The sequence below is a fragment of the Microbacterium resistens genome (assembly GCF_021172025.1).
Taxonomy (GTDB): Bacteria; Actinomycetota; Actinomycetes; order Actinomycetales; family Microbacteriaceae; genus Microbacterium; species Microbacterium resistens.
This window is the reverse complement of record NZ_CP082781.1, coordinates 1,081,203-1,101,448: the sequence shown is the minus strand read 5'-3', so window position 1 is coordinate 1,101,448 and position 20,246 is coordinate 1,081,203. Positions and strand designations below refer to the sequence as shown.

The 20,246-nt window shown below is 69.1% G+C and carries 33 protein-coding genes, 2 tRNA genes and 1 pseudogene; 28 read left to right on the top strand and 8 right to left on the bottom strand.

The features are described from left to right. Positions 1-32 precede the first annotated feature (32 nt). From K8F61_RS05370 to K8F61_RS05350, 5 genes are all read right to left on the bottom strand, one after another. Positions 33-1,031, bottom strand: a complete 999-nt coding sequence (locus tag K8F61_RS05370; protein WP_231820952.1) for a beta-ketoacyl-ACP synthase III — start codon at positions 1,029-1,031, stop codon at positions 33-35. After that, entirely contained in the window at positions 1,028-1,948 is a 921-nt protein-coding gene (locus tag K8F61_RS05365; RefSeq protein ID WP_231820951.1) for an ACP S-malonyltransferase, read from the bottom strand. The genes K8F61_RS05370 and K8F61_RS05365 overlap by 4 nt, the downstream gene beginning before the upstream one ends. An 88-nt stretch (positions 1,949-2,036) precedes the next feature. Further along, positions 2,037-3,245 carry a PucR family transcriptional regulator gene (locus K8F61_RS05360; protein ID WP_067243150.1) on the bottom strand — a complete coding sequence of 403 codons (1,209 nt, stop codon included), beginning with the start codon at positions 3,243-3,245 and terminating at the stop codon, positions 2,037-2,039. A gap of 28 nt (positions 3,246-3,273) precedes the next feature. After that, positions 3,274-6,000 (bottom strand): pyruvate dehydrogenase (acetyl-transferring), homodimeric type, encoded by a 2,727-nt coding sequence (gene aceE, locus K8F61_RS05355; protein ID WP_219086444.1) that lies wholly within the window; start codon positions 5,998-6,000, stop codon positions 3,274-3,276. Positions 6,001-6,097: 97 nt separating this feature from the next. Beyond that, positions 6,098-7,114, bottom strand: a complete 1,017-nt coding sequence (locus tag K8F61_RS05350) for a methyltransferase family protein (RefSeq protein WP_231820950.1) — start codon at positions 7,112-7,114, stop codon at positions 6,098-6,100. Positions 7,115-7,171: 57 nt separating this feature from the next. Between K8F61_RS05350 and K8F61_RS05345 the strand changes: the two genes are divergently transcribed. After that, positions 7,172-7,247, top strand: a tRNA-Val gene (locus K8F61_RS05345). On the opposite strand, the gene K8F61_RS19140 is transcribed toward K8F61_RS05345, so the two are convergent. Beyond that, a complete protein-coding gene (locus K8F61_RS19140; protein ID WP_418888086.1) occupies positions 7,204-7,407 on the bottom strand; it encodes a hypothetical protein in 204 nt (67 codons plus the stop codon). The two genes, K8F61_RS05345 and K8F61_RS19140, sit on opposite strands and share 44 nt — an antisense overlap. Positions 7,408-7,666: 259 nt before the next feature. On the opposite strand from K8F61_RS19140, the gene K8F61_RS05340 reads away from it, so the two are divergent. The 26 genes and pseudogenes from K8F61_RS05340 to K8F61_RS05220 all read left to right on the top strand — a co-directional run bounded on the left by K8F61_RS05340 (position 7,667) and on the right by K8F61_RS05220 (position 19,265). Beyond that, positions 7,667-7,837 (top strand): helix-turn-helix domain-containing protein, encoded by a 171-nt coding sequence (locus tag K8F61_RS05340; RefSeq protein WP_231820949.1) that lies wholly within the window; start codon positions 7,667-7,669, stop codon positions 7,835-7,837. Continuing rightward, the gene (locus K8F61_RS05335; RefSeq protein ID WP_231820948.1) at positions 7,834-8,106 is read left to right on the top strand and encodes a hypothetical protein; all 273 of its coding nucleotides are present in this window, start codon (positions 7,834-7,836) and stop codon (positions 8,104-8,106) included. The genes K8F61_RS05340 and K8F61_RS05335 overlap by 4 nt, the downstream gene beginning before the upstream one ends. After that, a pseudogene (locus tag K8F61_RS19135) lies at positions 8,012-8,374 on the top strand (NUMOD4 domain-containing protein); the annotation flags it as partial. The gene K8F61_RS05335 and the pseudogene K8F61_RS19135, both read left to right, overlap by 95 nt. A gap of 90 nt (positions 8,375-8,464) precedes the next feature. Next, positions 8,465-8,650: a hypothetical protein gene (locus K8F61_RS05330; RefSeq protein WP_231820947.1), complete on the top strand. Its 186-nt coding sequence runs from the start codon at positions 8,465-8,467 to the stop codon at positions 8,648-8,650. A 17-nt stretch (positions 8,651-8,667) separates the two neighbouring features. Next, positions 8,668-8,979 carry a hypothetical protein gene (locus K8F61_RS05325; protein WP_231820946.1) on the top strand — a complete coding sequence of 104 codons (312 nt, stop codon included), beginning with the start codon at positions 8,668-8,670 and terminating at the stop codon, positions 8,977-8,979. Then, complete coding sequence (locus K8F61_RS05320; RefSeq protein WP_231820945.1) at positions 8,976-9,140, top strand: hypothetical protein; 165 nt, start codon at positions 8,976-8,978, stop codon at positions 9,138-9,140. The genes K8F61_RS05325 and K8F61_RS05320 overlap by 4 nt, the downstream gene beginning before the upstream one ends. Next, the gene (locus tag K8F61_RS05315) at positions 9,137-9,727 is read left to right on the top strand and encodes a hypothetical protein (RefSeq protein WP_231820944.1); all 591 of its coding nucleotides are present in this window, start codon (positions 9,137-9,139) and stop codon (positions 9,725-9,727) included. Before K8F61_RS05320 ends, K8F61_RS05315 begins: the two co-directional genes overlap by 4 nt. After that, on the top strand, positions 9,727-10,035 hold the full coding sequence (locus K8F61_RS05310; protein WP_231820943.1) for a hypothetical protein: 309 nt from the start codon (positions 9,727-9,729) through the stop codon (positions 10,033-10,035). The genes K8F61_RS05315 and K8F61_RS05310 overlap by 1 nt, the downstream gene beginning before the upstream one ends. Further along, positions 10,032-10,850, top strand: a complete 819-nt coding sequence (locus K8F61_RS05305) for a hypothetical protein (protein WP_231820942.1) — start codon at positions 10,032-10,034, stop codon at positions 10,848-10,850. The genes K8F61_RS05310 and K8F61_RS05305 overlap by 4 nt, the downstream gene beginning before the upstream one ends. Beyond that, complete coding sequence (bet, locus tag K8F61_RS05300; protein WP_231820941.1) at positions 10,847-11,731, top strand: phage recombination protein Bet; 885 nt, start codon at positions 10,847-10,849, stop codon at positions 11,729-11,731. The genes K8F61_RS05305 and bet overlap by 4 nt, the downstream gene beginning before the upstream one ends. Next, positions 11,728-12,027: a hypothetical protein gene (locus K8F61_RS05295; protein ID WP_231820940.1), complete on the top strand. Its 300-nt coding sequence runs from the start codon at positions 11,728-11,730 to the stop codon at positions 12,025-12,027. The genes bet and K8F61_RS05295 overlap by 4 nt, the downstream gene beginning before the upstream one ends. After that, positions 12,024-12,506 carry a hypothetical protein gene (locus K8F61_RS05290; RefSeq protein WP_231820939.1) on the top strand — a complete coding sequence of 161 codons (483 nt, stop codon included), beginning with the start codon at positions 12,024-12,026 and terminating at the stop codon, positions 12,504-12,506. Before K8F61_RS05295 ends, K8F61_RS05290 begins: the two co-directional genes overlap by 4 nt. Continuing rightward, a complete protein-coding gene (locus K8F61_RS05285) occupies positions 12,506-12,772 on the top strand; it encodes a hypothetical protein (protein ID WP_231820938.1) in 267 nt (88 codons plus the stop codon). The genes K8F61_RS05290 and K8F61_RS05285 overlap by 1 nt, the downstream gene beginning before the upstream one ends. Further along, the gene (locus tag K8F61_RS05280) at positions 12,772-13,167 is read left to right on the top strand and encodes a hypothetical protein (protein ID WP_231820937.1); all 396 of its coding nucleotides are present in this window, start codon (positions 12,772-12,774) and stop codon (positions 13,165-13,167) included. The genes K8F61_RS05285 and K8F61_RS05280 overlap by 1 nt, the downstream gene beginning before the upstream one ends. Then, complete coding sequence (locus tag K8F61_RS05275; RefSeq protein ID WP_231820936.1) at positions 13,160-13,912, top strand: helix-turn-helix domain-containing protein; 753 nt, start codon at positions 13,160-13,162, stop codon at positions 13,910-13,912. Before K8F61_RS05280 ends, K8F61_RS05275 begins: the two co-directional genes overlap by 8 nt. Next, positions 13,909-14,229, top strand: a complete 321-nt coding sequence (locus K8F61_RS05270) for a hypothetical protein (RefSeq protein WP_231820935.1) — start codon at positions 13,909-13,911, stop codon at positions 14,227-14,229. The genes K8F61_RS05275 and K8F61_RS05270 overlap by 4 nt, the downstream gene beginning before the upstream one ends. Further along, positions 14,226-15,473, top strand: coding sequence for an AAA family ATPase (locus K8F61_RS05265; RefSeq protein ID WP_231820934.1), 1,248 nt, complete (start codon positions 14,226-14,228; stop codon positions 15,471-15,473). The genes K8F61_RS05270 and K8F61_RS05265 overlap by 4 nt, the downstream gene beginning before the upstream one ends. A 15-nt stretch (positions 15,474-15,488) precedes the next feature. Continuing rightward, complete coding sequence (locus tag K8F61_RS05260) at positions 15,489-15,713, top strand: hypothetical protein (RefSeq protein ID WP_231820933.1); 225 nt, start codon at positions 15,489-15,491, stop codon at positions 15,711-15,713. Further along, complete coding sequence (locus K8F61_RS05255; RefSeq protein ID WP_231820932.1) at positions 15,710-16,036, top strand: hypothetical protein; 327 nt, start codon at positions 15,710-15,712, stop codon at positions 16,034-16,036. The genes K8F61_RS05260 and K8F61_RS05255 overlap by 4 nt, the downstream gene beginning before the upstream one ends. Then, positions 16,033-16,191, top strand: coding sequence for a hypothetical protein (locus tag K8F61_RS05250; protein WP_231820931.1), 159 nt, complete (start codon positions 16,033-16,035; stop codon positions 16,189-16,191). The genes K8F61_RS05255 and K8F61_RS05250 overlap by 4 nt, the downstream gene beginning before the upstream one ends. After that, the gene (locus tag K8F61_RS05245; protein ID WP_231820930.1) at positions 16,191-16,619 is read left to right on the top strand and encodes a hypothetical protein; all 429 of its coding nucleotides are present in this window, start codon (positions 16,191-16,193) and stop codon (positions 16,617-16,619) included. Before K8F61_RS05250 ends, K8F61_RS05245 begins: the two co-directional genes overlap by 1 nt. After that, entirely contained in the window at positions 16,616-17,221 is a 606-nt protein-coding gene (locus K8F61_RS05240; protein ID WP_231820929.1) for an NUMOD4 motif-containing HNH endonuclease, read from the top strand. The genes K8F61_RS05245 and K8F61_RS05240 overlap by 4 nt, the downstream gene beginning before the upstream one ends. Next, on the top strand, positions 17,221-18,027 hold the full coding sequence (locus tag K8F61_RS05235; protein WP_231820928.1) for a hypothetical protein: 807 nt from the start codon (positions 17,221-17,223) through the stop codon (positions 18,025-18,027). Before K8F61_RS05240 ends, K8F61_RS05235 begins: the two co-directional genes overlap by 1 nt. Continuing rightward, a complete protein-coding gene (locus K8F61_RS05230; RefSeq protein WP_231820927.1) occupies positions 18,024-18,767 on the top strand; it encodes a hypothetical protein in 744 nt (247 codons plus the stop codon). The genes K8F61_RS05235 and K8F61_RS05230 overlap by 4 nt, the downstream gene beginning before the upstream one ends. After that, complete coding sequence (locus tag K8F61_RS05225) at positions 18,764-19,006, top strand: hypothetical protein (RefSeq protein ID WP_231820926.1); 243 nt, start codon at positions 18,764-18,766, stop codon at positions 19,004-19,006. Before K8F61_RS05230 ends, K8F61_RS05225 begins: the two co-directional genes overlap by 4 nt. Next, on the top strand, positions 18,999-19,265 hold the full coding sequence (locus K8F61_RS05220) for a hypothetical protein (RefSeq protein WP_231820925.1): 267 nt from the start codon (positions 18,999-19,001) through the stop codon (positions 19,263-19,265). Before K8F61_RS05225 ends, K8F61_RS05220 begins: the two co-directional genes overlap by 8 nt. Before the next feature lie 151 nt (positions 19,266-19,416). Here K8F61_RS05220 and K8F61_RS05215 read toward each other — a convergent pair whose 3' ends face one another. Further along, positions 19,417-19,722: a hypothetical protein gene (locus K8F61_RS05215; protein WP_231820924.1), complete on the bottom strand. Its 306-nt coding sequence runs from the start codon at positions 19,720-19,722 to the stop codon at positions 19,417-19,419. 100 nt (positions 19,723-19,822) lie between these two features. On the opposite strand from K8F61_RS05215, the gene K8F61_RS05210 reads away from it, so the two are divergent. Beyond that, positions 19,823-20,116 carry a hypothetical protein gene (locus K8F61_RS05210; RefSeq protein ID WP_231820923.1) on the top strand — a complete coding sequence of 98 codons (294 nt, stop codon included), beginning with the start codon at positions 19,823-19,825 and terminating at the stop codon, positions 20,114-20,116. A 43-nt stretch (positions 20,117-20,159) separates the two neighbouring features. Here K8F61_RS05210 and K8F61_RS05205 read toward each other — a convergent pair. Then, positions 20,160-20,231, bottom strand: a tRNA-Val gene (locus K8F61_RS05205). Positions 20,232-20,246: the final 15 nt, after the last annotated feature.

Sequence of the window (20,246 nt, the reverse complement as noted above, 5' to 3'; positions counted from 1 at the left end):
CGGTGAACAGTCTAGGAGGCGACGACGGATCGTCAGGGGAGCACGACGACCTGCGCGGCGAACACGAGACCCGCGCCGAACCCGATCTGCAGGGCGAGGCCGCCGCTGAGCTCCGGGTGCTCCTGCATGAGTCGGTGACTGGCGAGCGGGATCGAGGCCGCGGACGTGTTGCCGGTGGTCTCGATGTCGCGCGCGATGACCGTGCTCTCCGGGAGCTTCAGCTGCTTGGCGAACTCGTCGACGATCCGCATGTTCGCCTGGTGCGGGATGAAGGCGGCGAGATCCGAGGCCTCCACACCGGCCTTCTCCAGCGCCTCCCGAGCGACCTTGACCATCTCCCAGACGGCCCAGCGGAACACGGTCGGGCCCTCCTGGCGCAGGGTCGGCCACGGAGCCTTCCCGTCGCGGAAGTCGACGAGGGTGTGGTTCATGCCGACGGCATCGGCCTTGGAACCGTCCGAGCCCCACACCGCGGGCGAGATGCCCGGCGTGTCGCTCGGGCCCACGACCGCGGCGCCGGCGCCGTCACCGAGCAGGAACGAGATGCTCCGGTCGGTCGGGTCGACGATGTCGGACAGCTTCTCGGCGCCGATCACGACGGCGTACCGGGCCGCTCCGGCGCGGATCAGGGCGTCGGCCTGGGCGATGCCGTACGCGTACCCCGCGCACGCGGCGTTCATGTCGTAGGCCGCGGCGGGGTTCGCGCCGATCCGGTCCGCGACGATCGCCGACACGGACGGGGTCTGCTTCGGGTTGCTGATCGTCGCCACGATCACGAGGTCGACGTCCCGCGGGTCGACGCCCGCGGTCGCGACGGCCTCCTTGGCGGCCTCGGTGGCGAGGTCGATCGCGTCCGTGCCGGCGTCCGCCCGGACCCGCGTGACGATTCCGGTCCGCTGGCGGATCCACTCATCGCTGGAATCGATCGGACCGACGAGGTCCTCGTTGGGGACGGCGTTCTCGCCGCGTGCGGCGCCGTATGCGTAGATGCGCGTGTAGGCGGGCCCGGTGGCCTGCGTGAGCCCGGTCATGCGGCTTCTCCGTTCAGCAGCGCCACGGCCGCGTCGAGGTCTTCGGGGGTCTTCACCGCGACGGCCGGCACGCCCCGCAGCCCGCGCTTGGCAAGACCGGTGAGCGCGCCGGCGGGGGTGAGCTCGATGAGGCCGGTGATGCCGTGCTCGGCGAACGACGCCATGCAGAGGTCCCAGCGCACGGGGGAGGCGACCTGGTTCACGAGGAGCTCCAGCGCCGCGGATCCGTCCGAGACCACGGATCCGTCGTGGTTCGTCCACAGCAGCGTCTGGGGGTCCTGCGCCTCGACGCCGTCGACGGCCGCGCGGAGGGTCTCCACCGCGGGGGCCATGTAGGAGGTGTGGAACGCGCCGGCCACCTGCAGCGGGATGACGCGCGTGCCGCGCACCGGTTCCTCGGAGAGCGCGGCGAGGGCCGGGAGGGTCCCGGCCGCGACGATCTGGCTGCCGCCGTTGTAGTTCGCGGGGGTCAGCTCGAGCTCGGCGAGTCGAGCGAGCACGGCGTCCTCGTCGCCGCCGAGCACCGCGCTCATGCCGGTGGGCGTGGCGGCGGCCGCATCGGCCATGGCTCGGCCGCGGATGCCGACCAGACGCATCGCGGTGGTCCCCGAAACGACCCCGGCGCCGGCCAGGGCGGCGAGCTCGCCGACCGAGTGGCCCGCGATTCCGTCCGGCGTTCGTCCGGCGCGCTCGCGCAGGAGCTTGCCGGCGATCATCGACGCGGCGACGATGAGCGGCTGCGCGATCCGGGTGTCCCGGATCGTATCGGCGTCCGACTCCGTGCCGTGCAGAGCGAGGTCCACTTCGGCCGCCTCGGAGAAGGAGTCCAGCAGCTCGGCGACTCCTTCGAGCTCGAGCCAGGGGGAGAGGAATCCGGGGGTCTGAGAGCCCTGTCCGGGACATGCGACGACGATCACGGGTTCCAGTCTGCCAACGAATGCGCGGTTTCGGTGGCACATCCCTCACAAGAATCCGAGGAACAGTTGTGTGTGGCGTACAGCGGGGTCACCGCGGACGGCGCGGATGGGCGCGGCGGCGCACGGGCTCGGCCGCCCCGATCGATCCGAGCACGAGCGCGGTCTGCAGGATCAGGGCCTCGCGCGGTCCGGTCGCGTCCCACCCGATCACCTCGCTCACCCGCTTCAGGCGGTAGCGCACGGTGTTCGGGTGCACGAAGAGCTCACGGGCGGTCGCCTCCAGCGATCGGCCGTTGTCGAGGTAGCTCCACAGCGTGGTGATGAGATCGGTCGAGTGCGCCTGCAGCGGGCGGTAGATCCGCTCGATGAGCGTCTGCTTGGCGAGCGGATCGCCGGCGATGGTCCGTTCGGGGAGCAGGTCGTCCGCCTCGACCGGACGGGGGGCGCCGCGCCAGGCCTTCGCGACGGCGAACCCGGCCAGCGCGGCACGGGCGCTCTGCCCCGCATCGACGAGCGCGGCGACGGCGGGGCCGACGACGACGTAGCCGGGGCCGAACGAAGGCTCGAGCCGCCGCGCGATCTCGCTGAACGACAGCTGCTCCTCCTCGGCGTCGCCCTCGTCCTCGGCCTTGGACGCCGACCGCGCCCGCCCGATCACGAGGACCAGACGCGATCCCTGGACGCCGATGAGCACGTCGACCGACAGCTTGCGAGCGGTGCGCCGCACCTGGTCGACGTCGAACTGCGGCGGCGTGGTGCCCACGATGACGCACACCTCGCCGTGGCCGTGCCAGCCGAGCGCGGCGATCCGGCTGGGCAGCTCCTCATCGGCTTCGCCGGTCAGGATCGAGTCGACGACGAGGGCTTCCAGGCGGGCGTCCCAGAGGCCGCGGGCTTCCGCAGCCCGGGCGTAGACGTCGGCCGCGGCGAACGCGACGTCCCGGGAGTACAGCAGGATCGCCTCGCGCAGATGCTCGCCCTTGCCGGCGACACGCTCCTCGGTGACCTCGACGGTCACGCGGATGAGCTGCAGCGTCTGCTGCAGGCTGACGCTGCGCAGCAGCTCACGCGGGGCCGCGGCGAAGATGTCGGCGGCGATCCACGGCGTGGACGTCGGGTCGTCGTACCACTGGATGAACGACGTGATCCCGGCCTGCGCCACCAGCCCGACGGCGGAGCGTCGGGCCGGTGGCATCTCGGCGTACCAGGGCAGCGACTCCTCGAGCCGCTGGAGCGTCGCCGTGGCCAGGTCCCCGGAGATGCGTCGCAGCCACGTGAGCGTCGACGCCTTGGTCATCGTGGGGGACGAGTCGGTCACGCGGGTGTCAGCTCTCGCCGCCCGCGTTGCCGCTGGTTCCGGCGTTGACGTCGTGCAGGCGGTACTTCTCGATCGCCTGGCCGACGAGCGCACGGTCCACCGCGCCCGCGTCCGCGAGCGCCTGCAGGGTGCGGACCACGATCGACGGGCCGTCGATCTTGAAGAACCGCCGCGCGGCGGCGCGGGTGTCGGAGAACCCGAAGCCGTCGGCTCCCAGCGTGTAGTACGGCTGGGTGACCCACGGGCGGATCTGATCCTGGACCGCGTTCATGAAGTCGCTGACGGCGACGACCGGTCCCTGCGCATCCTTCAGCTTCTCGGTCAGGTACGCGGTGCGCGGCTCCTGCTCCGGGTGGAGGAAGTTGTGCTCGTCCACCGCGAGCCCGTCGCGGCGCAGCTCGGTCCAGCTCGTCACCGACCACACGTCGGCGACGACGCCCCAGTCGTCCTTCAGGAGCTGCTGCGCCTCGTGCGCCCACGGCAGGCCCACGCCCGAGGCGAGGATCTGCGCGCGGTGCCCGTCGCCCTCGCCGACGGAGACGCGGTGGATGCCGCGGACGATGCCGTCGACGTCCACGCCCTCCGGCTCGGCGGGCTGGATCATCGGCTCGTTGTACACCGTGAGGTAGTACATGACGTTCGGGTCGGCGTGCTCGCCGCCGTACATCCGCTCCAGGCCGGAACGGACGATGTGCGCGATCTCGTAGCCGTAGGCCGGGTCGTACGACACCGTCGCCGGGTTCGTCGCCGCGAGCAGATGGGAGTGCCCGTCGGCGTGCTGCAGGCCCTCGCCGGTGAGCGTCGTGCGGCCCGCCGTTGCGCCGATGATGAACCCGCGGGTCATCTGGTCGCCGGCGGCCCACTGCGCGTCGCCGGTGCGCTGGAAGCCGAACATCGAGTAGAAGATGTAGATCGGGATCAGCGGCTCGCCGTGCGTGGCGTACGAGGTGCCCGTCGCCGTGAACGCGGCCAGGGCGCCGGCCTCGTTGATGCCGACGTGGACGATCTGTCCCTGGGGGCTCTCCTTGTAGGCGAGGAGGAGCTCGCGGTCGACCGAGGTGTAGTGCTGGCCGTTCGGGTTGTAGATCTTCGCGGTCGGGAAGTACGCGTCCATGCCGAAGGTGCGCGCCTCGTCCGGGATGATCGGCACGATCCGGTGCCCGAAGTCCTTCGAGCGCAGCAGGTCCTTCAGCAGACGCACGAACGCCATCGTGGTGGCGACCTCCTGCGTGCCCGAGCCCTTCTTGGGAAGGGCGTAGGCCTTCTCGTCCGGAAGGCTGAGACCCACGTGGGTGCTGCGACGCTCCGGGAGGAACCCGCCGAGCCCCTTGCGGCGCTCCAGCATGTACTGGATGGTCTCGTCCTGGGGTCCCGGGTTGTAGTACGGGGGCAGGTACGGGTTCTCCTCGAGCTGCGCGTCCGTGATCGGGATGTGCATCGCGTCGCGGAACGTCTTCAGGTTCTCGAGGGTCATCTTCTTCATCTGGTGCGTCGCGTTGCGCCCCTCGAAGTGCGGGCCCAGGCCGTAGCCCTTGACCGTCTTGGCGAGGATGACCGTCGGCTGGCCCTTGTGCTCGGTGGCCGCCTTGAAGGCCGCGTAGACCTTGCGGTAGTCGTGGCCGCCGCGCTTGAGGTTCCAGATCTGCTCGTCCGAGTAGTCCTTGACGAGGTTCGCCGCCCGCTCGTCCTGCCCGAAGAAGTGCTCGCGGATGAACGCGCCCGACTCGGCCTTGTACGTCTGGTAGTCGCCGTCCGGAGTCGAGTTCATGATGTTCAGCAGGGCACCGTCGGCGTCGCGGGCGAGGAGGTCGTCCCACTCCCGGCCCCAGATCACCTTGATGACGTTCCAGCCGGCGCCGCGGAAGAAGCTCTCCAGCTCCTGGATGATCTTGCCGTTGCCGCGCACCGGGCCGTCGAGGCGCTGCAGGTTGCAGTTGATCACGAAGGTGAGGTTGTCCAGGCCCTCGTTCGCGGCCACCTGGAGCTGTCCGCGGCTCTCGACCTCGTCCATCTCGCCGTCGCCGAGGAACGCCCACACGTGCGAGCCCGAGGTGTCCTTGATCCCGCGGTTCTCCAGGTACTTGTTGGACATCGCCTGGTAGATCGCGTTGATCGGTCCCAGACCCATCGACACGGTCGGGAACTGCCAGTACTCCGGCATGAGCCGCGGGTGCGGGTAGGAGGGAAGACCGTACGGGGCGGCCGAGGCCTCCTGCCGGAATCCGTCCAGGTGCTGCTCGGTGAGGCGTCCCTCAAGAAACGACCGGGCGTAGATACCCGGAGACGCGTGCCCCTGGATGAAGATCTGGTCGGCGCCGCCGGAGGCGTCCGCGCCGTGGAAGAAGTGGTTGAAGCCGACCTCGTAGAGAGCGGCCGAGGAGGCGTACGTGGAGATGTGACCGCCGACGCCGATGCCAGGTCGCTGGGCGCGGTGGACCGTGATGGCGGCGTTCCAGCGGATCCACGCGCGGTAACGGCGCTCGATCTCCTCGTCGCCGGGGAAGTCGGGCTCGTTCTCCGGGGCGATCGTGTTGATGTAGTCCGTCGTCGGGACCATCGGGACGCCCAGGTGCAGCTCCTTGGAGCGCTTGAGCAGACTGAGCATGATCTCTCGTCCGCGGCCGTGGCCCTTCGCCTCCACGAGTTCGTCGAGGGACTGCTGCCATTCGCCGGTCTCCTCGGGGTCGCTGTCCAGCGGGCCCTGAGAGTACGGATCCTGATCGTGAACGGTCACGGGGAGCCTTTCGTCTGTCTGGCAGGTCGTGCCAAGGAAACGGGATGAGGCATGAGGAACGCTTGTCGCATTCGTACAGCACGCCTTGTTGGATACCCTAGCCCCGTTCGCGGGGGTCGAGATGCGCATCGGGCGGTGAGGTCGCCGACCCGTGGTGCACGCGGGTCCTCTCCGCGGCGCGCGGGTGCAACCGGGGGATCCAGCAGGAGACCTCCTCCCGATAGTCGAGGAACTCCCGGCCGAAGCGGCGTTCGAGGTCGGCCTCCTCCTGCGGGCGCACCAGGGTGTTCCACACCACCGATCCGGCCAGCGCGTAGGCGACGACGAGCCAGGATCCGAGCATCAGTCCCACCGCGACCCCCTGCGCGATCCCGCCCACGGCCATGGGGTTGCGCACGAACCGGTACGGACCGGTGACGACGAGGCGGTTCGGCATGACGGACGGCAGCGGTGTCCCGCCGCCACGCAGCGACACGGCGACACCGGACCAGAGCGAGAGCGCGAGCGCGGGCACGAACAGGGCCGCGCCCGCGAGGCGCACGGCGGGCGGCACGGGAGGGTGCAGTCCCCAACGCTGCTCGAAGAAGAGGATGACCAGGGGGACGGCCAGGAGCAGCACGCCGGAGAACACGAGAGTCTGGATCCCGGTGCGGGCGAGGTGGGTTCCGGCCGGAGCCGGGGGAGCGGACCGGAACCGAAACGGTCCGACGACGATCCACTCGACGGGCACGCGGTCGAGAAGCACGAGGATTCCGGCCCCGACCGAGGCGAGCGCGGCGACCGCCATCGCCAAGGCGCCCCATCCGCCCAGCCCGGTCACCGTCGCGTACGTCGCCATGCCGATCGAGACGAGCGCCGTCCAGGGGACCGCCACCCACACGGCGGCACGGACACCGGCGGCGACGAGGACGGAGGCGCCGACGAAGAGCGGGATGTCGAACACCGCGACGAGGACGGGATCGAGGCGTCCCAGTGTGCTGTCGCGGACGAGCGGGGCGGTGAAGACGCCGATCCACCACGCGATCCCCGCGAGCGCCTGGAACGCGAAGTAGGCGCGCCCCCACCGCCGGTCGAGCAGGTCGACGAGGCTCCCGCTGCCTCCTCGTTCCGCCATGGCCGCCAGTCTAGGTCCGTCGCCGCGCGCTGTCGGGATCGGTAGACTTCCGAGCGCGGGCCTTTAGCTCAGCTGGTAGAGCGCCACGTTTACACCGTGGATGTCGTCGGTTCGATCCCGGCAGGGCCCACCATGCGACCCCTGCTCGGCGATGCCGGGTGGGGGTCTTCTGTCTCCCCGACGAGATAGCCGATCGACGTCTTCAGGACGCGGGCAGCGGACGCGAGCTCGTCGATACCCCAGCCGCTTCGGCCGTGAAGCTTCTTCGAGAGCGCGGACTGCGTGAAGCCCATGGCGGACGCCAGAGTCGTCTGCGTGAGCTTGCGGTCCCACATCAGCATCACGACACGACGGTTGACCTCGACCTCGATCGACTGTTCCGTCAGGTCCTGTGCATGCGTGTCGGTGCTCATGTAGGAGATATTAGCGACAAATCGGACAGCTTCGCAAGTTTTCGGTCGAGAAGGCTTGATCATGCCCAAACGGCATGTACTGTGCTGAAACATGACCAAACGGAATGATCCGGCAGAACGGACATACGTTCCGCCGCGTGTGGCAGCAGAGCGACTGTACGTCTCGGTGAAGACGCTGGGGCGAATGGCGGACCGCGGCGAGATCGCCTTCATCAAGCTCCCGTCGGGGCATCGGCGCTACGACATGGCGAGCATCGCTGAGGCGCTGCGTCACGAGCCGTCGAAGAAGACGGCCGAGGCAGCGGCATGAACTCCCGGTCGTGGGGACCGGACCGGACCCCTGGGGATGGGTCTCCCACGGAGCGGCGCACGACTGGGGCCGATGCGCCGCTCCGCACGGGAAGCGCGCGCCCGCTGATCGCGTGGGTGTCGCTGCTGCTCACGCTGCTGTGCCTCGTGCTGGCGCTCGTGGGCATGCGGGCGAATGGCCTCCTGCTGCTGGCAACGGTCTTCGCCGTCGTCCTGGTGTGGGCGGTCGGTGGTTTCCGATCGGACTTCTGGGCGGGGCGAGATGAGTGAGCAATGGCTTCCGGTCGTCGGGTTCGAAGGCGCCTACGAGGTGAGCGATCACGGTCGAGTACGTAGCTTGGCGCGCATCATCACGAGGTCGGACGGCAAGCGGCAGTCGGTCCCGGAGCGGCTTCTACGTGCCACGCCGCAGAGCTCCGGCTATCCGAGCGTCGATCTTCAAGCTCCAGGGCGTCGAAGCATGCGGACGGTTCACACCCTTGTCCTGGAAGCGTTCGTCGGCCCCCGTCCTGATGGTGCCGATGCGTGCCACGAGAACGGCAACCGCCGCGATGCGCGCCTGACGAACCTCCGGTGGGACTCCCGTAGCGGGAACGTCCAAGACGCGGTGCGGCAGAGAACTCACTCGATGACGCGTCGATCCGAGTGCCCGTATGGGCACCCGTTGGTTGAGCCGAACCTCGTCGCCTCGCATGAGCGGATCGGGCGTCGGGCTTGCCTCGCGTGCAGCCGAGCCCGTGCTCACGCGCAGCAGCACAAGACCAGGGTCACGCAGGAGCTGCGTGACGACTACTACACGGCGCTGTCGCGCTGAGCAAGAGGGACAGGGACATGGGAACAGGGAACGGGACTGTCGAGGTGCAGCGGGTGACGTTGTCGCCGGAGGTGGTGCGGCAGGCGCTGTGGTACTTCGGGGACACGAACCTCGGCGAGGACGGCGGGCACTTCGTGACGCGGCTGTTCGCGCTCACGGCCGCCGCCGACGAGGACAATCGCGGGAAGCTCGCGGCGCTTTGGCCGGAGCACGTGACGGCGTTCAACATCGCCGCGCGGATGGGCTGGGGCCTCGACTACCTGCGGGGGCTGGCGAAGGCTCATGAGCTGCACGCCGAGGACATGCTCGACATGGGTGGTGCGGCGTGACCGCGGCGCCGACGCGCGTGGAGCGCGTCCCGGTCGTGTCCGGTCCGGTCGAGCTGCCCGAGCCTGAGCCGGTGTCGCTCGTGAGCGGGTGGCCGCTCGCTGCGGCGGTGTCGGGTGTCGTGGCTCTCGGGCTGCTGGTCGTCGCGATGGTGATCCGGTGAGCGTCGTGCTGGGCGTTGACCCGTCGCTGACGTGCACGGGTGTCGCGATGGTCGAGTTCGGGCCCGTGCTCGACGGGTGCGAGCCGCTGCGTTGGGAGACGTGGCGGGCACGGTGGCGCGGCGAGACCCCGGCGGACGTCGCGCAGGAGCGGAGGCGGATCCGGCACCTGCTGATGGACATCCTCGCGGTGGTGCCGCGACGGGTCGATTTGTCGGTGATCGAGGGGCCGGCGCCGCACGCGAAGTTCCGTGGGAAGCCGGACGAGATGGGAGGGCTGCGCTGGATGCTCATCGACCAGCTCCTCGCTCGCGGCCCGGTCGTGGCGATCGATCCGATGACGCGGGCGCTGATCGCGACCGGCTACGGGCGCTCTTCGAAGGACTCGGTGCTCGCTCAGGTGCGGGCGGACTTCCCGGGCGTTCACGTCCCGGATCACAACGTTGCGGACGCGGTGGCCCTCGCGGGCGCCGGTGCCGCGCAGCTGGGCCTGCCGGTTCCGTACCGGGCGGACCAGGTCAGGGCGCACGCGAAGGTCGCGTGGCCCGTCGAGGGCGAGCTCGTGCTCGCGGAACAGGGGAAGAGCTGATGGAGACCAAGCCGACCGCATTCAACAAGTCCGTGCCTCCGGAGGAGCGCAACGGGTTCTTCGGGATGGAGGAGGAGCTGATCCAGAACGCGCAGGACGCGGAGCCGATCGTCGCGATCGTCACCTACCGGCTCGACGAGGTCGTGTCGAAGGCGCTGGCGGGGGAGACGTACCCGGTCGTGAAGACATTCAGCATCGAGCCGCTGCACGACGAGAAGGCGATCGCCGCCGCGGTGAAGCTGCGCGACGCGGCACAGAAGGACCGCACGGGCGTTGAGGCTCTCGACCTCCCGGAGGTCGACGAATGAGCACGGCGACTCTGGCGGGTGTGAGCGCGGGCCGCTTCCGCCGCCGCAACTATGGCCGCAACCACGGCTACCTCCTCGACGGACAGAAGATCCTCTCGGTCACGAAGATCCTGTCCCTCGGGATGCCGAAGCCGGCGCTGATCAACTGGGCTGCCGGCGAGGCCGCACAGCTGGCGTGGGAGAAGCGCGACGAGCTCGCGAAGGCGCCGTACTCGGAGTTCATCCAGACGGTGTCGAAGGCGCACGAGCGGAAGCGGAACACCGCGGCGGTGAAGGGCACGGCCGTGCACGCGTACGGCGAGAAGCTGGTCCACGGCGAGCGGGTAGAGGGGATCCCGGACGAGGTCGCGAAGAAGGTCGACCAGTACGTCCGGTTCCTGAACGAGTGGCAGGTCGTCCCGGTCATCACGGAAGCGCCGGTGTGCAACCTCGCTGTGCCCTACGGCGGGACGTTCGACCTGGTGTTCACCTCGCCGTTGTTCCCGGGGCGGGTGTTCCTCGCGGACATCAAGACGGCACGGGCCGTGTATGGCGACAACGCCCTGCAACTCGAAGCGTACGGTCGGGCCGACTTCTACGTCGGCGACGGCGGCGGCGAGGTGCCGATGGAGAACCTCGGGATTACGGATCACGTCGTCATCCACGTCGAGGAGAACAACTACCACGTCGTCGAGATGGAACGCGGCGACGACGTGTGGGGGACCTTCCTCCACGCGACCGGGATCGCGCGGGCCATGGACGGTCCCCGCGGCGAGTCGGAGATGGACGCGCTCGTGATCGGTGAGCTGTACCGGCCGGGGGAGGCGTGGCTGTGAGCGTCGCAGTGATGGAGCGGCCGAAGCCGATCGCGCTCCCGACGACCGCGGACCCGTCGCAGTGGTCAGACGACGAGAAGGCGCTGCTAGACGCGGCTGGCCTGGTCAAGCGGCCGAAGAACGGACCGCCCGAGCCGGCGCCGCGATCGACGGTCGTCGCGTTCCTCGCCCACTGCCAGCGCACCGGCCTGGACCCGATCGCGAAGCAGATCTACGCGATCGAGCGGGGCGGGAAATGGACGATCACGGTCAGCATCGACGGGTTCCGGCTGGTCGCTCAGCGGTCAGGCCAGTACGCCGGGCAGACCCCGGTCGAGTGGACCGGCGACGGCAAGACGTGGGTCGACGTGTGGCTCGACCAGAAGCCACCGGCCGCGGCGCGTGTCGGCGTCCGCCGGCGCGGATTCGAGGAACCCCTGTTCGCGGTGGCGCGGTGGTCGTCGTACGCGGTGATGGTCCCGAAGTGGGAGAACCGTCAGCGCGTTGGCGAGGAGCTGTCGCCGATGTGGCAGCGGATGCCGGACCTCATGCTCGGGAAGGTCGCCGAGGCGCTCGCCCTGCGGCGCGCGTTCCCGATGGAGCTCTCCGGGCTCTACACGGAGGAGGAGCTCGACTACGAGCTGCACGACGAGCCCGCACCTCAGGGACCGCGCGCGACGGCGCCGACGCTCGAAGCCGGGACCCGCTCCGCTCAGCGTGACCCGCTGCCCGCTGGCGAGCCGAAGGACGCCAGTGGCCCCAACGGTGCGGAGGCGACCGGGAGCGCGTCAGACGAGCCGACCGGACCGGGGAGCGGCACTCCTGCCGTCGCTGAGGATCCGCTGTCGCTGACGCCGGAGGAGATGGCCGAGTACGGCATCGAAGGCGGTGACCAGCCGTGAGCGTCGCCGTGGTGCGTGACGAGCACGGGGCGATCCTCGGGATCGACTTCCGGCAGTCGCCACTCGCGGACCCGTCCGTGAAGGTCCCTGGCCGGATCCCGGTCCACGCGGTGATGCCCGGCGACCGGGTCCAGCTGGACGGTCAGGCGGTGACCGTGCTCCGCATCCGCGGCGGCGCGGTCCCCGCCGACCGGGTCCACATCATCACCCGCACGGACGATGGCGCCGAGATCGTCTTCGAGCGCGCACCGCACGCACAGGTCGACGTCGTCGCGGTGGGGGTGTTCGACCGATGAACGAGATCCACCCGGACGTGCGGAACCTGCTGCGGAGCCTGATCGGCCTCGAAGTCGATGACTCCGACCCGCTGCACCAGAAGCTCGCCGACACGATCTACCACCTCGGCGCCGGCGCGACCTACGGGCAGCGGATCACCGCACTGCGGTTCGACTTCGCCTGGGAGCTGCGCACCGCCGGCAAGGAGTTCGGCGAGGCCAAGGGCGACTACGAGGGCCAGCATGCGAAGCGGGTCGTCGAGATCACGGAGAAGGCCGCACTCGAGGGTCGGAAGGTGGCGCTCGGTCTGGCGGAGCACATGGCCGCCGCCGAGCTCGCGGACCTGAAGCTGACGTATCTCGTTGCGGAGCAGCGGGAGCGGGCGATGCGGAACTTCCTGCAGGCGCTCGATTCGGCTCTGGAGAACCACAGGACCGACAGGGCCGATGCGCGGTTCGCCGATCAGGCGCACTCGCGCGGGCTGACGGGAGGCGCGTGATGGCCACGCTGCTGAACGAGGAGGCAGTGCTGAGTCGTCTCGACCTGAGACCACGATGCGAACGGAAGATCGGCAGCTTCCACGACGCGCAGGTCGCGTTCGTCTGCCGTGGATGCCGACGGTGCGTGTTCCTGTGTCGGTCGCATGCGGTTCGGATCCGGCGGCAGATCGAGCGGGCCCTGCGCCGCGCGACCGGTATCGAGTGCAGCGCCTGCCATCGGAAGTCGCCGACGTTCGATGAGGCCATCGAAGTGGTGGACATCTGATGGGCGCCGGAGACTTCACCGCGGCGACGGTTCGGGTCGCGTTCTTCGAGCGGGAGCGGGAGGCGTGCTTCCGCTGCCGGCGCCCGCTCCGGTTCGAGGACCGCGGCCGCGGATGGTCGGCGCACCACCGGCGCCCGCGGGGTGCTGGCGGGACGTCGCGGCTGGAAGTCGCGGACATCTCGAACTGCCTCATCCTCTGCGGCTCCGGGACCACCGGGTGCCACGGGTGGGTGGAGAGGTTCCGGGCGATGGCACGCGAGTACGGATACCTGGTCCCGCTGAACGGGATCGACACTCCCGCGGGGACGCGGGTCAAGAGACAAGACGGCACCTGGTGGCTGCTCACCCGAGCCGGGCGCGCCGTCGAAGTAGAGAAGGGCTGGGGAGATGAGTAGGGCTGAGGGATTCGCGGCGGTCCCGAACTGGATGATCCGCGAGAAGCGGGTGCCGCGGAACGCGATCCTCGTCTACGCGTCGTTGTCTTCGCGCGCGGGCATGGGAGCGATCTTCCCGTCGCAGGCGACGATCGCTGAGGAGTCGGGGCTGAGCGAGCGCACCGTGCGCCGCATGATGGGCCACCTCGAGGAGTTGGGGGTCATCGAGCGTCGAGCACGGCGCGGCGGTGAGGGTCGGGCGAACAGCAAGACCGACGCCTACACATTGCATCCGAATGGTCGCGCGGAGGGATCGGCCAATCTGTCCGGTCGGTCTGAGCGACCGGACACGGAAGGCCGAGCGACCGGACAGGAGCTGCAATGCGCTCCTCTTATAGAGGTAGATAGAGAAGAGGTAGATAGAGCCTCTTGCTCATTCGATGACTTCTGGGCTGTCTGGCCTCGGAAGGACTCGAAGAAGACCGCGCAGAGCGCCTGGGCGAAGGCAATCAAGAAGACCGACCCGAACGTGATCGTGGAGGCCGCTCGCGCGTACGCGCAGTCGCCGTATCGACCCGAGCGGCAGTTCGTGCCGTATGGGGCGTCGTGGCTGAACGCGGAGAGATGGAACGACCCGCTGCCCGAGCCAGCGCAGGGACGCGGCGGTCACCTCAGCCTCGGCCCGAACGATCGGCTGCTCGCGGGCATGGAGATGGGCGCGCGGCTGCAGGCGCAGTACGACGCCCAGCGGGGAGCACTGCGATGAACGTCCAGGAGACGACGGATCTGCTGACACGGATCCAGATCATCGACAACCGGCGGGTCGAGGAAGCGACGGTCCTCGCGTGGTTCGAGCTCGTCGCGGATCTCGATCACGGCATGGCGGTCGAGGCGGCGAAGCTGCACTTCCGTGAGTCGACCGCCTACCTGACGCCGGCGCACGTGCGGGCGAACGTGGAGAGGATTCGCTTCGCCGCGCTGGGCCCGGTCGAGGACGAGTGGGGCAACCTCGTCGATCCGGAGCCCGCGGCGCTGGAGGCTGCTCAGCGGCTCGCTGCTGGCCGGAAGGCGGTCGAACGGTGAGCGACTACCTGATCGACGAGACTCCGCCGGAGGACCCGTACGCGGCTCCGGAACCGGAGCGTGCGGACACGCTGGCGATGTTCGAGCAGCGGGTGATCGGCGGGCTGCTCGCGCACCCGCGGATCATGGACGGGCTGCGCCGGGAGGTCACCGCGGGCGACTTCCACGACCTGCGGCTCGGCCGGATCTTCACCGGCGTCTCGGAGATGATCGCCGCGGGCGCGCACGTCGACTACCTGTCCGTCTGGGACCAGCTCGCCGCGTGGGACGTCGTCGGCATCGACCTCAACCACCTCGCCGACTGGGGAACCACGACCGCGGACGCCGCCCTGTACTACGCGGAGAAGGTCCGGGAGGCGTCGGTGCGGCGGATGCTCGCCGAGATCGGCGCCCGCCTGCAGGACGGCGGCCTGGAGCTCGGGACGGTCATGGCGCGCGCCGCCGAGGACCTGCGACAGGTGCGGGACATGGCAGCGTCCGCGGAGTCCATCCGATGGCTGCGGAGCCTCCTCGACGTTCCCGAGGCGGAAGACGCCTACGACTGGGTGATCCCGGACCTCCTCGAACGCAACGACCGGCTGATGCTGTCCGCCGGCGAGGGCGTCGGGAAGTCCACGTGGCTGCGGCAGGTCGCCGTGCTGTGCGCGGCCGGGATCCACCCGTTCCAGTTCCATCACATCGACCCGCTGAACGTCCTCGTCGTCGATGCGGAGAACAGCGAACGGCAGTGGCGGCGTGCGGTGCGCGGGCTCGCCGAGACCGCGGCCACCCGTGGCCGGCGGGATCCCCGCAACCACATGGCGGTGCACTGCGTCCCGGTGATGGACATCACCCGCCCGAACGACCTCGGACGGATCCACCGGTGGATCGACGAAGCGAAACCGGACCTGCTGCTCCTCGGCCCCCTGTACCGGGTCGCGGGCGGGTCGTCGCTGAACACGGACGAGGACGTCGCTCCGCTGCTGCACGCACTCGACTCCATCCGTGAACGGGGCGTCGCGATGCTCCTCGAGGTCCACGCCGGCCACGCCCGCTCGACGTCGGGGGAGCGCGAGCTCCGCCCTCGCGGGTCGAGTGCGCTCCTCGGCTGGCCCGAGTTCGGCCTCGGCCTCCGCCGCGACAAGCAGATCGAGGGACGGCACCCGACGTTCAGCCTCGTCCGGTGGCGCGGCGACCGCGACCGCCGCGAGTGGCCCACACGACTTGTCCGCGGCCAGGTCTGGCCGTGGGAACCGACCTACTGAGAAGGGACCTGGGGAATGGGAACGAAGACAGCACGCCGGATCGTCGACGCGATCGACGACCTCACCGCCGAGCTGCGGTTGGCGAACCAGATCGAGGCGCTGCGCCTGGGCGCGTCCGGCCTCGACCACGACAAGGGCGACCGTGCGAAGACCGACGCCACGCGCGCGAGGGTCGCGCGGATGAATGCGCTCCGGGCGGACATCCGCGCCCGGCTGGGGATCGAGGAGACGGAACGATGATCGAGGAAGAGCACATCCGGTTCGTGGCTGCGGCGGACGTCACCGACGACTGCCGAGTCGAAGCGGAGATGAGGAAGCGCCGGCAGACGCTCACGGCCTCTCAGGCGCGCCAGTTCGCCGCGGAGCTTGTCCGGGCTGCGGGGGAGGCGGAGAGCGCGGCAGCCGAGCTTGTGCGACCCGTCGCGGTCGCACGGTTCGACGTCGAGCATGTGCACCCGGAGTGCATCGCGGGGAAGTGCGGGAACTGCGACGGGGAAGTCCTCACGCTGACGGACGAATGGGTGCCGTGCGCTCACCAGTGCCACGAGGACGGTGCGGCATGAAGCCGACGCCCGTGGGGGATCGTGTCCATGCCCCGTCGGCGTACCCGAACCGCGCCTACTGCGGTTCCCCGAACACGAAGTCGGCGATGGCCCGGCAGGACGTGACCTGCCCGAACTGTCTCGCCGCGCTCCGAGCGGACGAGGAGACGAGGTGATGGATGCGCTGTTCGAGCTCGACCAGTTCGAGGAAACCCGGGTCGTGTGGGAACCCGTCTGGGAGCCCGAGATCGAGGACTTCGGCTGGCACTGGGCGGAGGAGGGCATGCGGTCGGATCTCCCGCGACGCAAGGACGACTCGAAGATCACAAAGGACGAGTGGAGACGATTCTTGAGTTCCGCGCGCTGCCGGGACTGTGGCCGCAGTTGTGCGATGAACCAAGGCGGTGCCGCAGGCGGCAAGGCCTTTCGTGTCTGCGACGAGTGCGCTCAGCTTGACCACTGCACGACTCGCAAGCACGACCGCGGCCCGGAATGGCACGTCTCACACTGGGGCGAATCCCACCGCTCTGATGAGCACGACCAGTTGATCGCGGCTCAGCAGAAGCGACGTGCGGCGTACCTCCGGAAGGTGGCAGCGTCATGACCGAGATCATCATGGCGATCGACCCGGTGGCGGCGCATCACCGGTGGATCCGGGAGTTCGAGGAGTGGCGACCCGTCGTCGGCTACGAGGGCAAGTACGAGGTCAGCAACCTCGGGCGCGTGCGCTCACTCTCCCGGCTTTCATCGTCGGGGCGCCGCGTGCGCGGACGGATGATGGGGCTACGCCCGCACCCTCGCGGCTACCTGCAGACGACGCTCACGGCCAACGGCATCTGTGAGACGAAGAAGGTGCACCGCCTGGTGCTCGAGGCGTTCGTCGGCCCATGCCCTGACGGCATGGAGTCGTGCCACGAGAACGGCGTCCGCGACGACAACCGCCTGAGCAACCTCCGGTGGGACACGTCGCTCGCGAACGCGGCGGACCGCACGGCACATGGCACGCAGAGGGGCCTCGCACAGACCCACTGCAAGCGCGGGCACGAGCTCGTGGAGCCGAACCTCGTGCGATGGCACATCAAGCACACGGGCCGCCGGCTCTGCGCGGCATGCAACCGCGCGGTGAAGAGGCTCGGGACGGCAGACGGACGCATGCAGGCGCTGTCCGATGCCTTCTACGCGGAGATCATGAAGGAGGCTGCGTGATGCTCACTACAGAAGACCTGCAGGACAGCGTGCACCGTCGCTGGGTGGACAGCTTCGAGTGGCATCTCTCGCACGTCCCGGCGATCATGGACGCGCTCGTCGAGGCCACCCTCCCGAAGATCCCCGTCTCCCGGGGTGGTTCCCGGTTCGACAAGATCCAGATCACCGGCGGCGGCCACATCGACAACATGGCGCTCCTGGATCAGTTCGACGTGACCTCGGACGGGGCCATGGTGCCGAAGGGTGCCGCCGCTGACGCCCGCGAGCTCTGGGAGTGGGTGTCGGGGTACACGGAGGCGTGCTCGGCATGGCTGAATCGGGACGTGTACGCCCCGTGGGCGGCCGATCTACCCCCGGTAGCACCCCGGGTGAACCCTGACCCGCTCACGGCCCGCAGCATCGCCCTGGTGACCGTCGGGTGGCTCATCGACCACGCCGAACCGATCAGCGAGATCAGCGAGCTCGACGAGCACAGGGACGAGATGTTCCGCCTCATCCGGCACCTCCGCGGCCGGTACGGGGTGTTCAACGCGCCCCGCCGGCGCCCACCCGAACTGTGCGTCATCTGCGGCGAGACCGCGGTCCGGTCCCACTGGGTCAGCGGGACCACCGGCCCCCGATCCGTCGAAGTCCGCCAGTGCTCGACCTGCGGCGACGAGACACGAGAAGAAACCCCCGTCGAGGAGCGGATGGAGATCACCGAGGTCGACGGGAAACCCATCCAGGCGAAGGGCGGCGTCTCCGAGGCCGACCGCACGAGGTTCGCAGAACTCCTGCGGACCGCACGAGAGAAGAGGGACCGATGAACCGTGAGCAGTTGATCGAAAAGGCCGCGAAGGCGGGGGCCGTGGCAATGCGCGGAGTGACCGCGCATGTCGGACTCCGGGACCGGGAGTTCGCCGCTGCCGCCCTCGCCGTGTTCGAGGAGGCGCAGGCCCCGACCGACGACGAGCGGGAAGCCATCCGTCAAGCTCTGGAGCGGAATCTCATGGATTCCGTTGGGATGTGCATTTGCGATGAGGCGTACACGACCCGAGGACTAGTAGACCCTCACTGCGGGTGGCACGACGCCTTGGGGACGACCGACGACGAGAGCGTAGAGCGCGTCCTCGCCGCTCTCCGCCGCACCGTGCAGGGCGATTACTACGACGAGGGCACTCTTCGCAAGGTGTATGCCGCCCTGGTGTATCCCGCTGGACCGCTCTCGATGCCGAAGGCGCAAGACGCTGTGAATGCGATGCAGAACGCGGGCATCCTGTTCCGCGAGCGCACCGTGCAGGGCGAACCGTCCGGATACCGGGCGACCCTGATCCGCGAGGCTCGCGAGCTTGCCGACCACTACCGCCGCTACGACGACACCGAGACGCTGGTGAGCACCCTCGTGGAGATGGCGAACGCTCTGGCAGCGGAGCCGCAGGGCGAACCGTCCGACGCGGCGGTGGCCGCAGGTCTGGATGCGTGGTTTCGCACGAGCCGACAGAGCCTCCGTGAGTCGATGCGCGCCGCTCTGCGTGCTGCCGCCGAAGCCGAGGGAGGGAACCGATGAGCGCCTGGCTGATCGTCGCGTCGTGGTGGTTCCAGGAGTTCCTCGACAAGCCCCGCCGTCGGCACCTGACGACGGATCCTGCCTGCGTCCATCACAAGGCGCCCTACCCGGGCTCCTGGCTCGACAGGGCGTCCCGTGGCCTCGAATGCGAGCCGTGCATGATCCGCAGGGCGTTCGGCGGGTCAGAGTGCCTCAGAGGCGACCATGGAGTCACGCTCGACGAGGTTCCCGATGGCTGAGTACCTCACCTACCGGGAAGCGGCGAAGGTCGCTCGCCGGTCGGTCATCACGATCAAGCGGTGGCGCCGCAACGGGATGCCGATGGGCTGGCAGGTCCGCGACGGGCAACGACACCGGGTCGTCGAGGAGGCGGTGCTCAAGAAGTGGTGGCGGGAACGCATGACCGCCGACCCGGTCTGGCAGGCCCGACTTCGCAAGATGCAACGGGAACGCGAAGAAGCGACACGCCGAGAGAGCAACTTGCACGGTCTCCGTTGAATCCCCCTAACTTAATGATCAGCAGGAATGTCGGAAGGGCCCCACCACACGGTGCGGGCCCTTCGTCGTTTCCTGCCCCGGGTCCCCAACCCGCGTCCCCTCCCACGGGCGGCCGGCCTTCCCCAGACCGGCCGCCCCACAGGAGGATGGACTAGTCGCGAACTGGGCGTGACATCAGGAACTCGCGAGCCTGCCACTGGTACGGCGGGTTCTTCGAGCTCCGGCGCAGTGCGCTCCAGACCCACATGATGCGACCCTCGGTGGCTTCGCGCTCGGAGTGTAGCTGCCAGCCCTGCGCTCCCATCAGGTTGAGCGCTTCGAGAGGGCCATGACCGAAGTCAGCGGTCGTCTCATCGCCGGTGATACTGCGCACTTGCATGAAGGTCGCCATGCCGTCGTCATCATTGAGGAAGCCGACGATCACCTCGGCGAACTCGTAGGTCTCTGGTCTGTCCACGGAACCCCATCTCTTCTGTCGCCCCGCGAAGTGCAGAGCATGGCTTTCGACGATACAAAAGCCCGGGGACATCGGATGCCGGTCAGGATCGAGGTGCTCGATGGGGGACCTTCACCACGGCCGCGGGTACAAGGCGTATCGCCGCAAGCGCGCCGCGCTGAAGCGCCGCGTCGAACGGGAAAACCTGCCGTGCGGGTACGGCGGGAGCTACGGATGCGGGGAGCCGTTCGACCTGTCGATCCCGTACCCCGACCCGATGTCGTTCAGCGCAGACCACGACACCGCGCTCACGAACGGCGGGCACCTGGTGAAGCAGGACCTGGTCCCGATGCACCTCGGCTGCAACAGCCGGAAGGGTGACGCGGCGGAGGTAGAGATATGGGCAGCCTCCTGAAAGAAGGCTCGAGGGCCCTGACGTCCTTGTCAGAGCCCTCGGAAGCACCCGGTGGGACTCGAACCCACAACCTTCCCTTCGTTAGAGGGCTGCTCTATCCATTGAGCTACGAGCGGTCTGCCCGCAACCG

Bases quoted from the DNA above. Each gene is read 5' to 3' on its own strand.
- K8F61_RS05370 (WP_231820952.1), bottom strand. From the start codon at position 1,031: ATGACCGGGCTCACGCAGGCCACCGGGCCCGCCTACACGCGCATCTAC.
- K8F61_RS05360 (WP_067243150.1), bottom strand. From the start codon at position 3,245: ATGACCAAGGCGTCGACGCTCACGTGGCTGCGACGCATCTCCGGGGAC.
- K8F61_RS05350 (WP_231820950.1), bottom strand. From the start codon at position 7,114: ATGGCGGAACGAGGAGGCAGCGGGAGCCTCGTCGACCTGCTCGACCGG.
- K8F61_RS19140 (WP_418888086.1), bottom strand. From the start codon at position 7,407: ATGGGCTTCACGCAGTCCGCGCTCTCGAAGAAGCTTCACGGCCGAAGC.
- K8F61_RS05335 (WP_231820948.1), top strand. From the start codon at position 7,834: ATGAACTCCCGGTCGTGGGGACCGGACCGGACCCCTGGGGATGGGTCT.
- K8F61_RS05330 (WP_231820947.1), top strand. From the start codon at position 8,465: ATGACGCGTCGATCCGAGTGCCCGTATGGGCACCCGTTGGTTGAGCCG.
- K8F61_RS05325 (WP_231820946.1), top strand. From the start codon at position 8,668: ATGGGAACAGGGAACGGGACTGTCGAGGTGCAGCGGGTGACGTTGTCG.
- K8F61_RS05310 (WP_231820943.1), top strand. From the start codon at position 9,727: ATGGAGACCAAGCCGACCGCATTCAACAAGTCCGTGCCTCCGGAGGAG.
- K8F61_RS05305 (WP_231820942.1), top strand. From the start codon at position 10,032: ATGAGCACGGCGACTCTGGCGGGTGTGAGCGCGGGCCGCTTCCGCCGC.
- K8F61_RS05290 (WP_231820939.1), top strand. From the start codon at position 12,024: ATGAACGAGATCCACCCGGACGTGCGGAACCTGCTGCGGAGCCTGATC.
- K8F61_RS05285 (WP_231820938.1), top strand. From the start codon at position 12,506: ATGGCCACGCTGCTGAACGAGGAGGCAGTGCTGAGTCGTCTCGACCTG.
- K8F61_RS05280 (WP_231820937.1), top strand. From the start codon at position 12,772: ATGGGCGCCGGAGACTTCACCGCGGCGACGGTTCGGGTCGCGTTCTTC.
- K8F61_RS05275 (WP_231820936.1), top strand. From the start codon at position 13,160: ATGAGTAGGGCTGAGGGATTCGCGGCGGTCCCGAACTGGATGATCCGC.
- K8F61_RS05270 (WP_231820935.1), top strand. From the start codon at position 13,909: ATGAACGTCCAGGAGACGACGGATCTGCTGACACGGATCCAGATCATC.
- K8F61_RS05260 (WP_231820933.1), top strand. From the start codon at position 15,489: ATGGGAACGAAGACAGCACGCCGGATCGTCGACGCGATCGACGACCTC.
- K8F61_RS05255 (WP_231820932.1), top strand. From the start codon at position 15,710: ATGATCGAGGAAGAGCACATCCGGTTCGTGGCTGCGGCGGACGTCACC.
- K8F61_RS05250 (WP_231820931.1), top strand. From the start codon at position 16,033: ATGAAGCCGACGCCCGTGGGGGATCGTGTCCATGCCCCGTCGGCGTAC.
- K8F61_RS05245 (WP_231820930.1), top strand. From the start codon at position 16,191: ATGGATGCGCTGTTCGAGCTCGACCAGTTCGAGGAAACCCGGGTCGTG.
- K8F61_RS05240 (WP_231820929.1), top strand. From the start codon at position 16,616: ATGACCGAGATCATCATGGCGATCGACCCGGTGGCGGCGCATCACCGG.
- K8F61_RS05235 (WP_231820928.1), top strand. From the start codon at position 17,221: ATGCTCACTACAGAAGACCTGCAGGACAGCGTGCACCGTCGCTGGGTG.
- K8F61_RS05230 (WP_231820927.1), top strand. From the start codon at position 18,024: ATGAACCGTGAGCAGTTGATCGAAAAGGCCGCGAAGGCGGGGGCCGTG.
- K8F61_RS05225 (WP_231820926.1), top strand. From the start codon at position 18,764: ATGAGCGCCTGGCTGATCGTCGCGTCGTGGTGGTTCCAGGAGTTCCTC.
- K8F61_RS05220 (WP_231820925.1), top strand. From the start codon at position 18,999: ATGGCTGAGTACCTCACCTACCGGGAAGCGGCGAAGGTCGCTCGCCGG.
- K8F61_RS05210 (WP_231820923.1), top strand. From the start codon at position 19,823: ATGGGGGACCTTCACCACGGCCGCGGGTACAAGGCGTATCGCCGCAAG.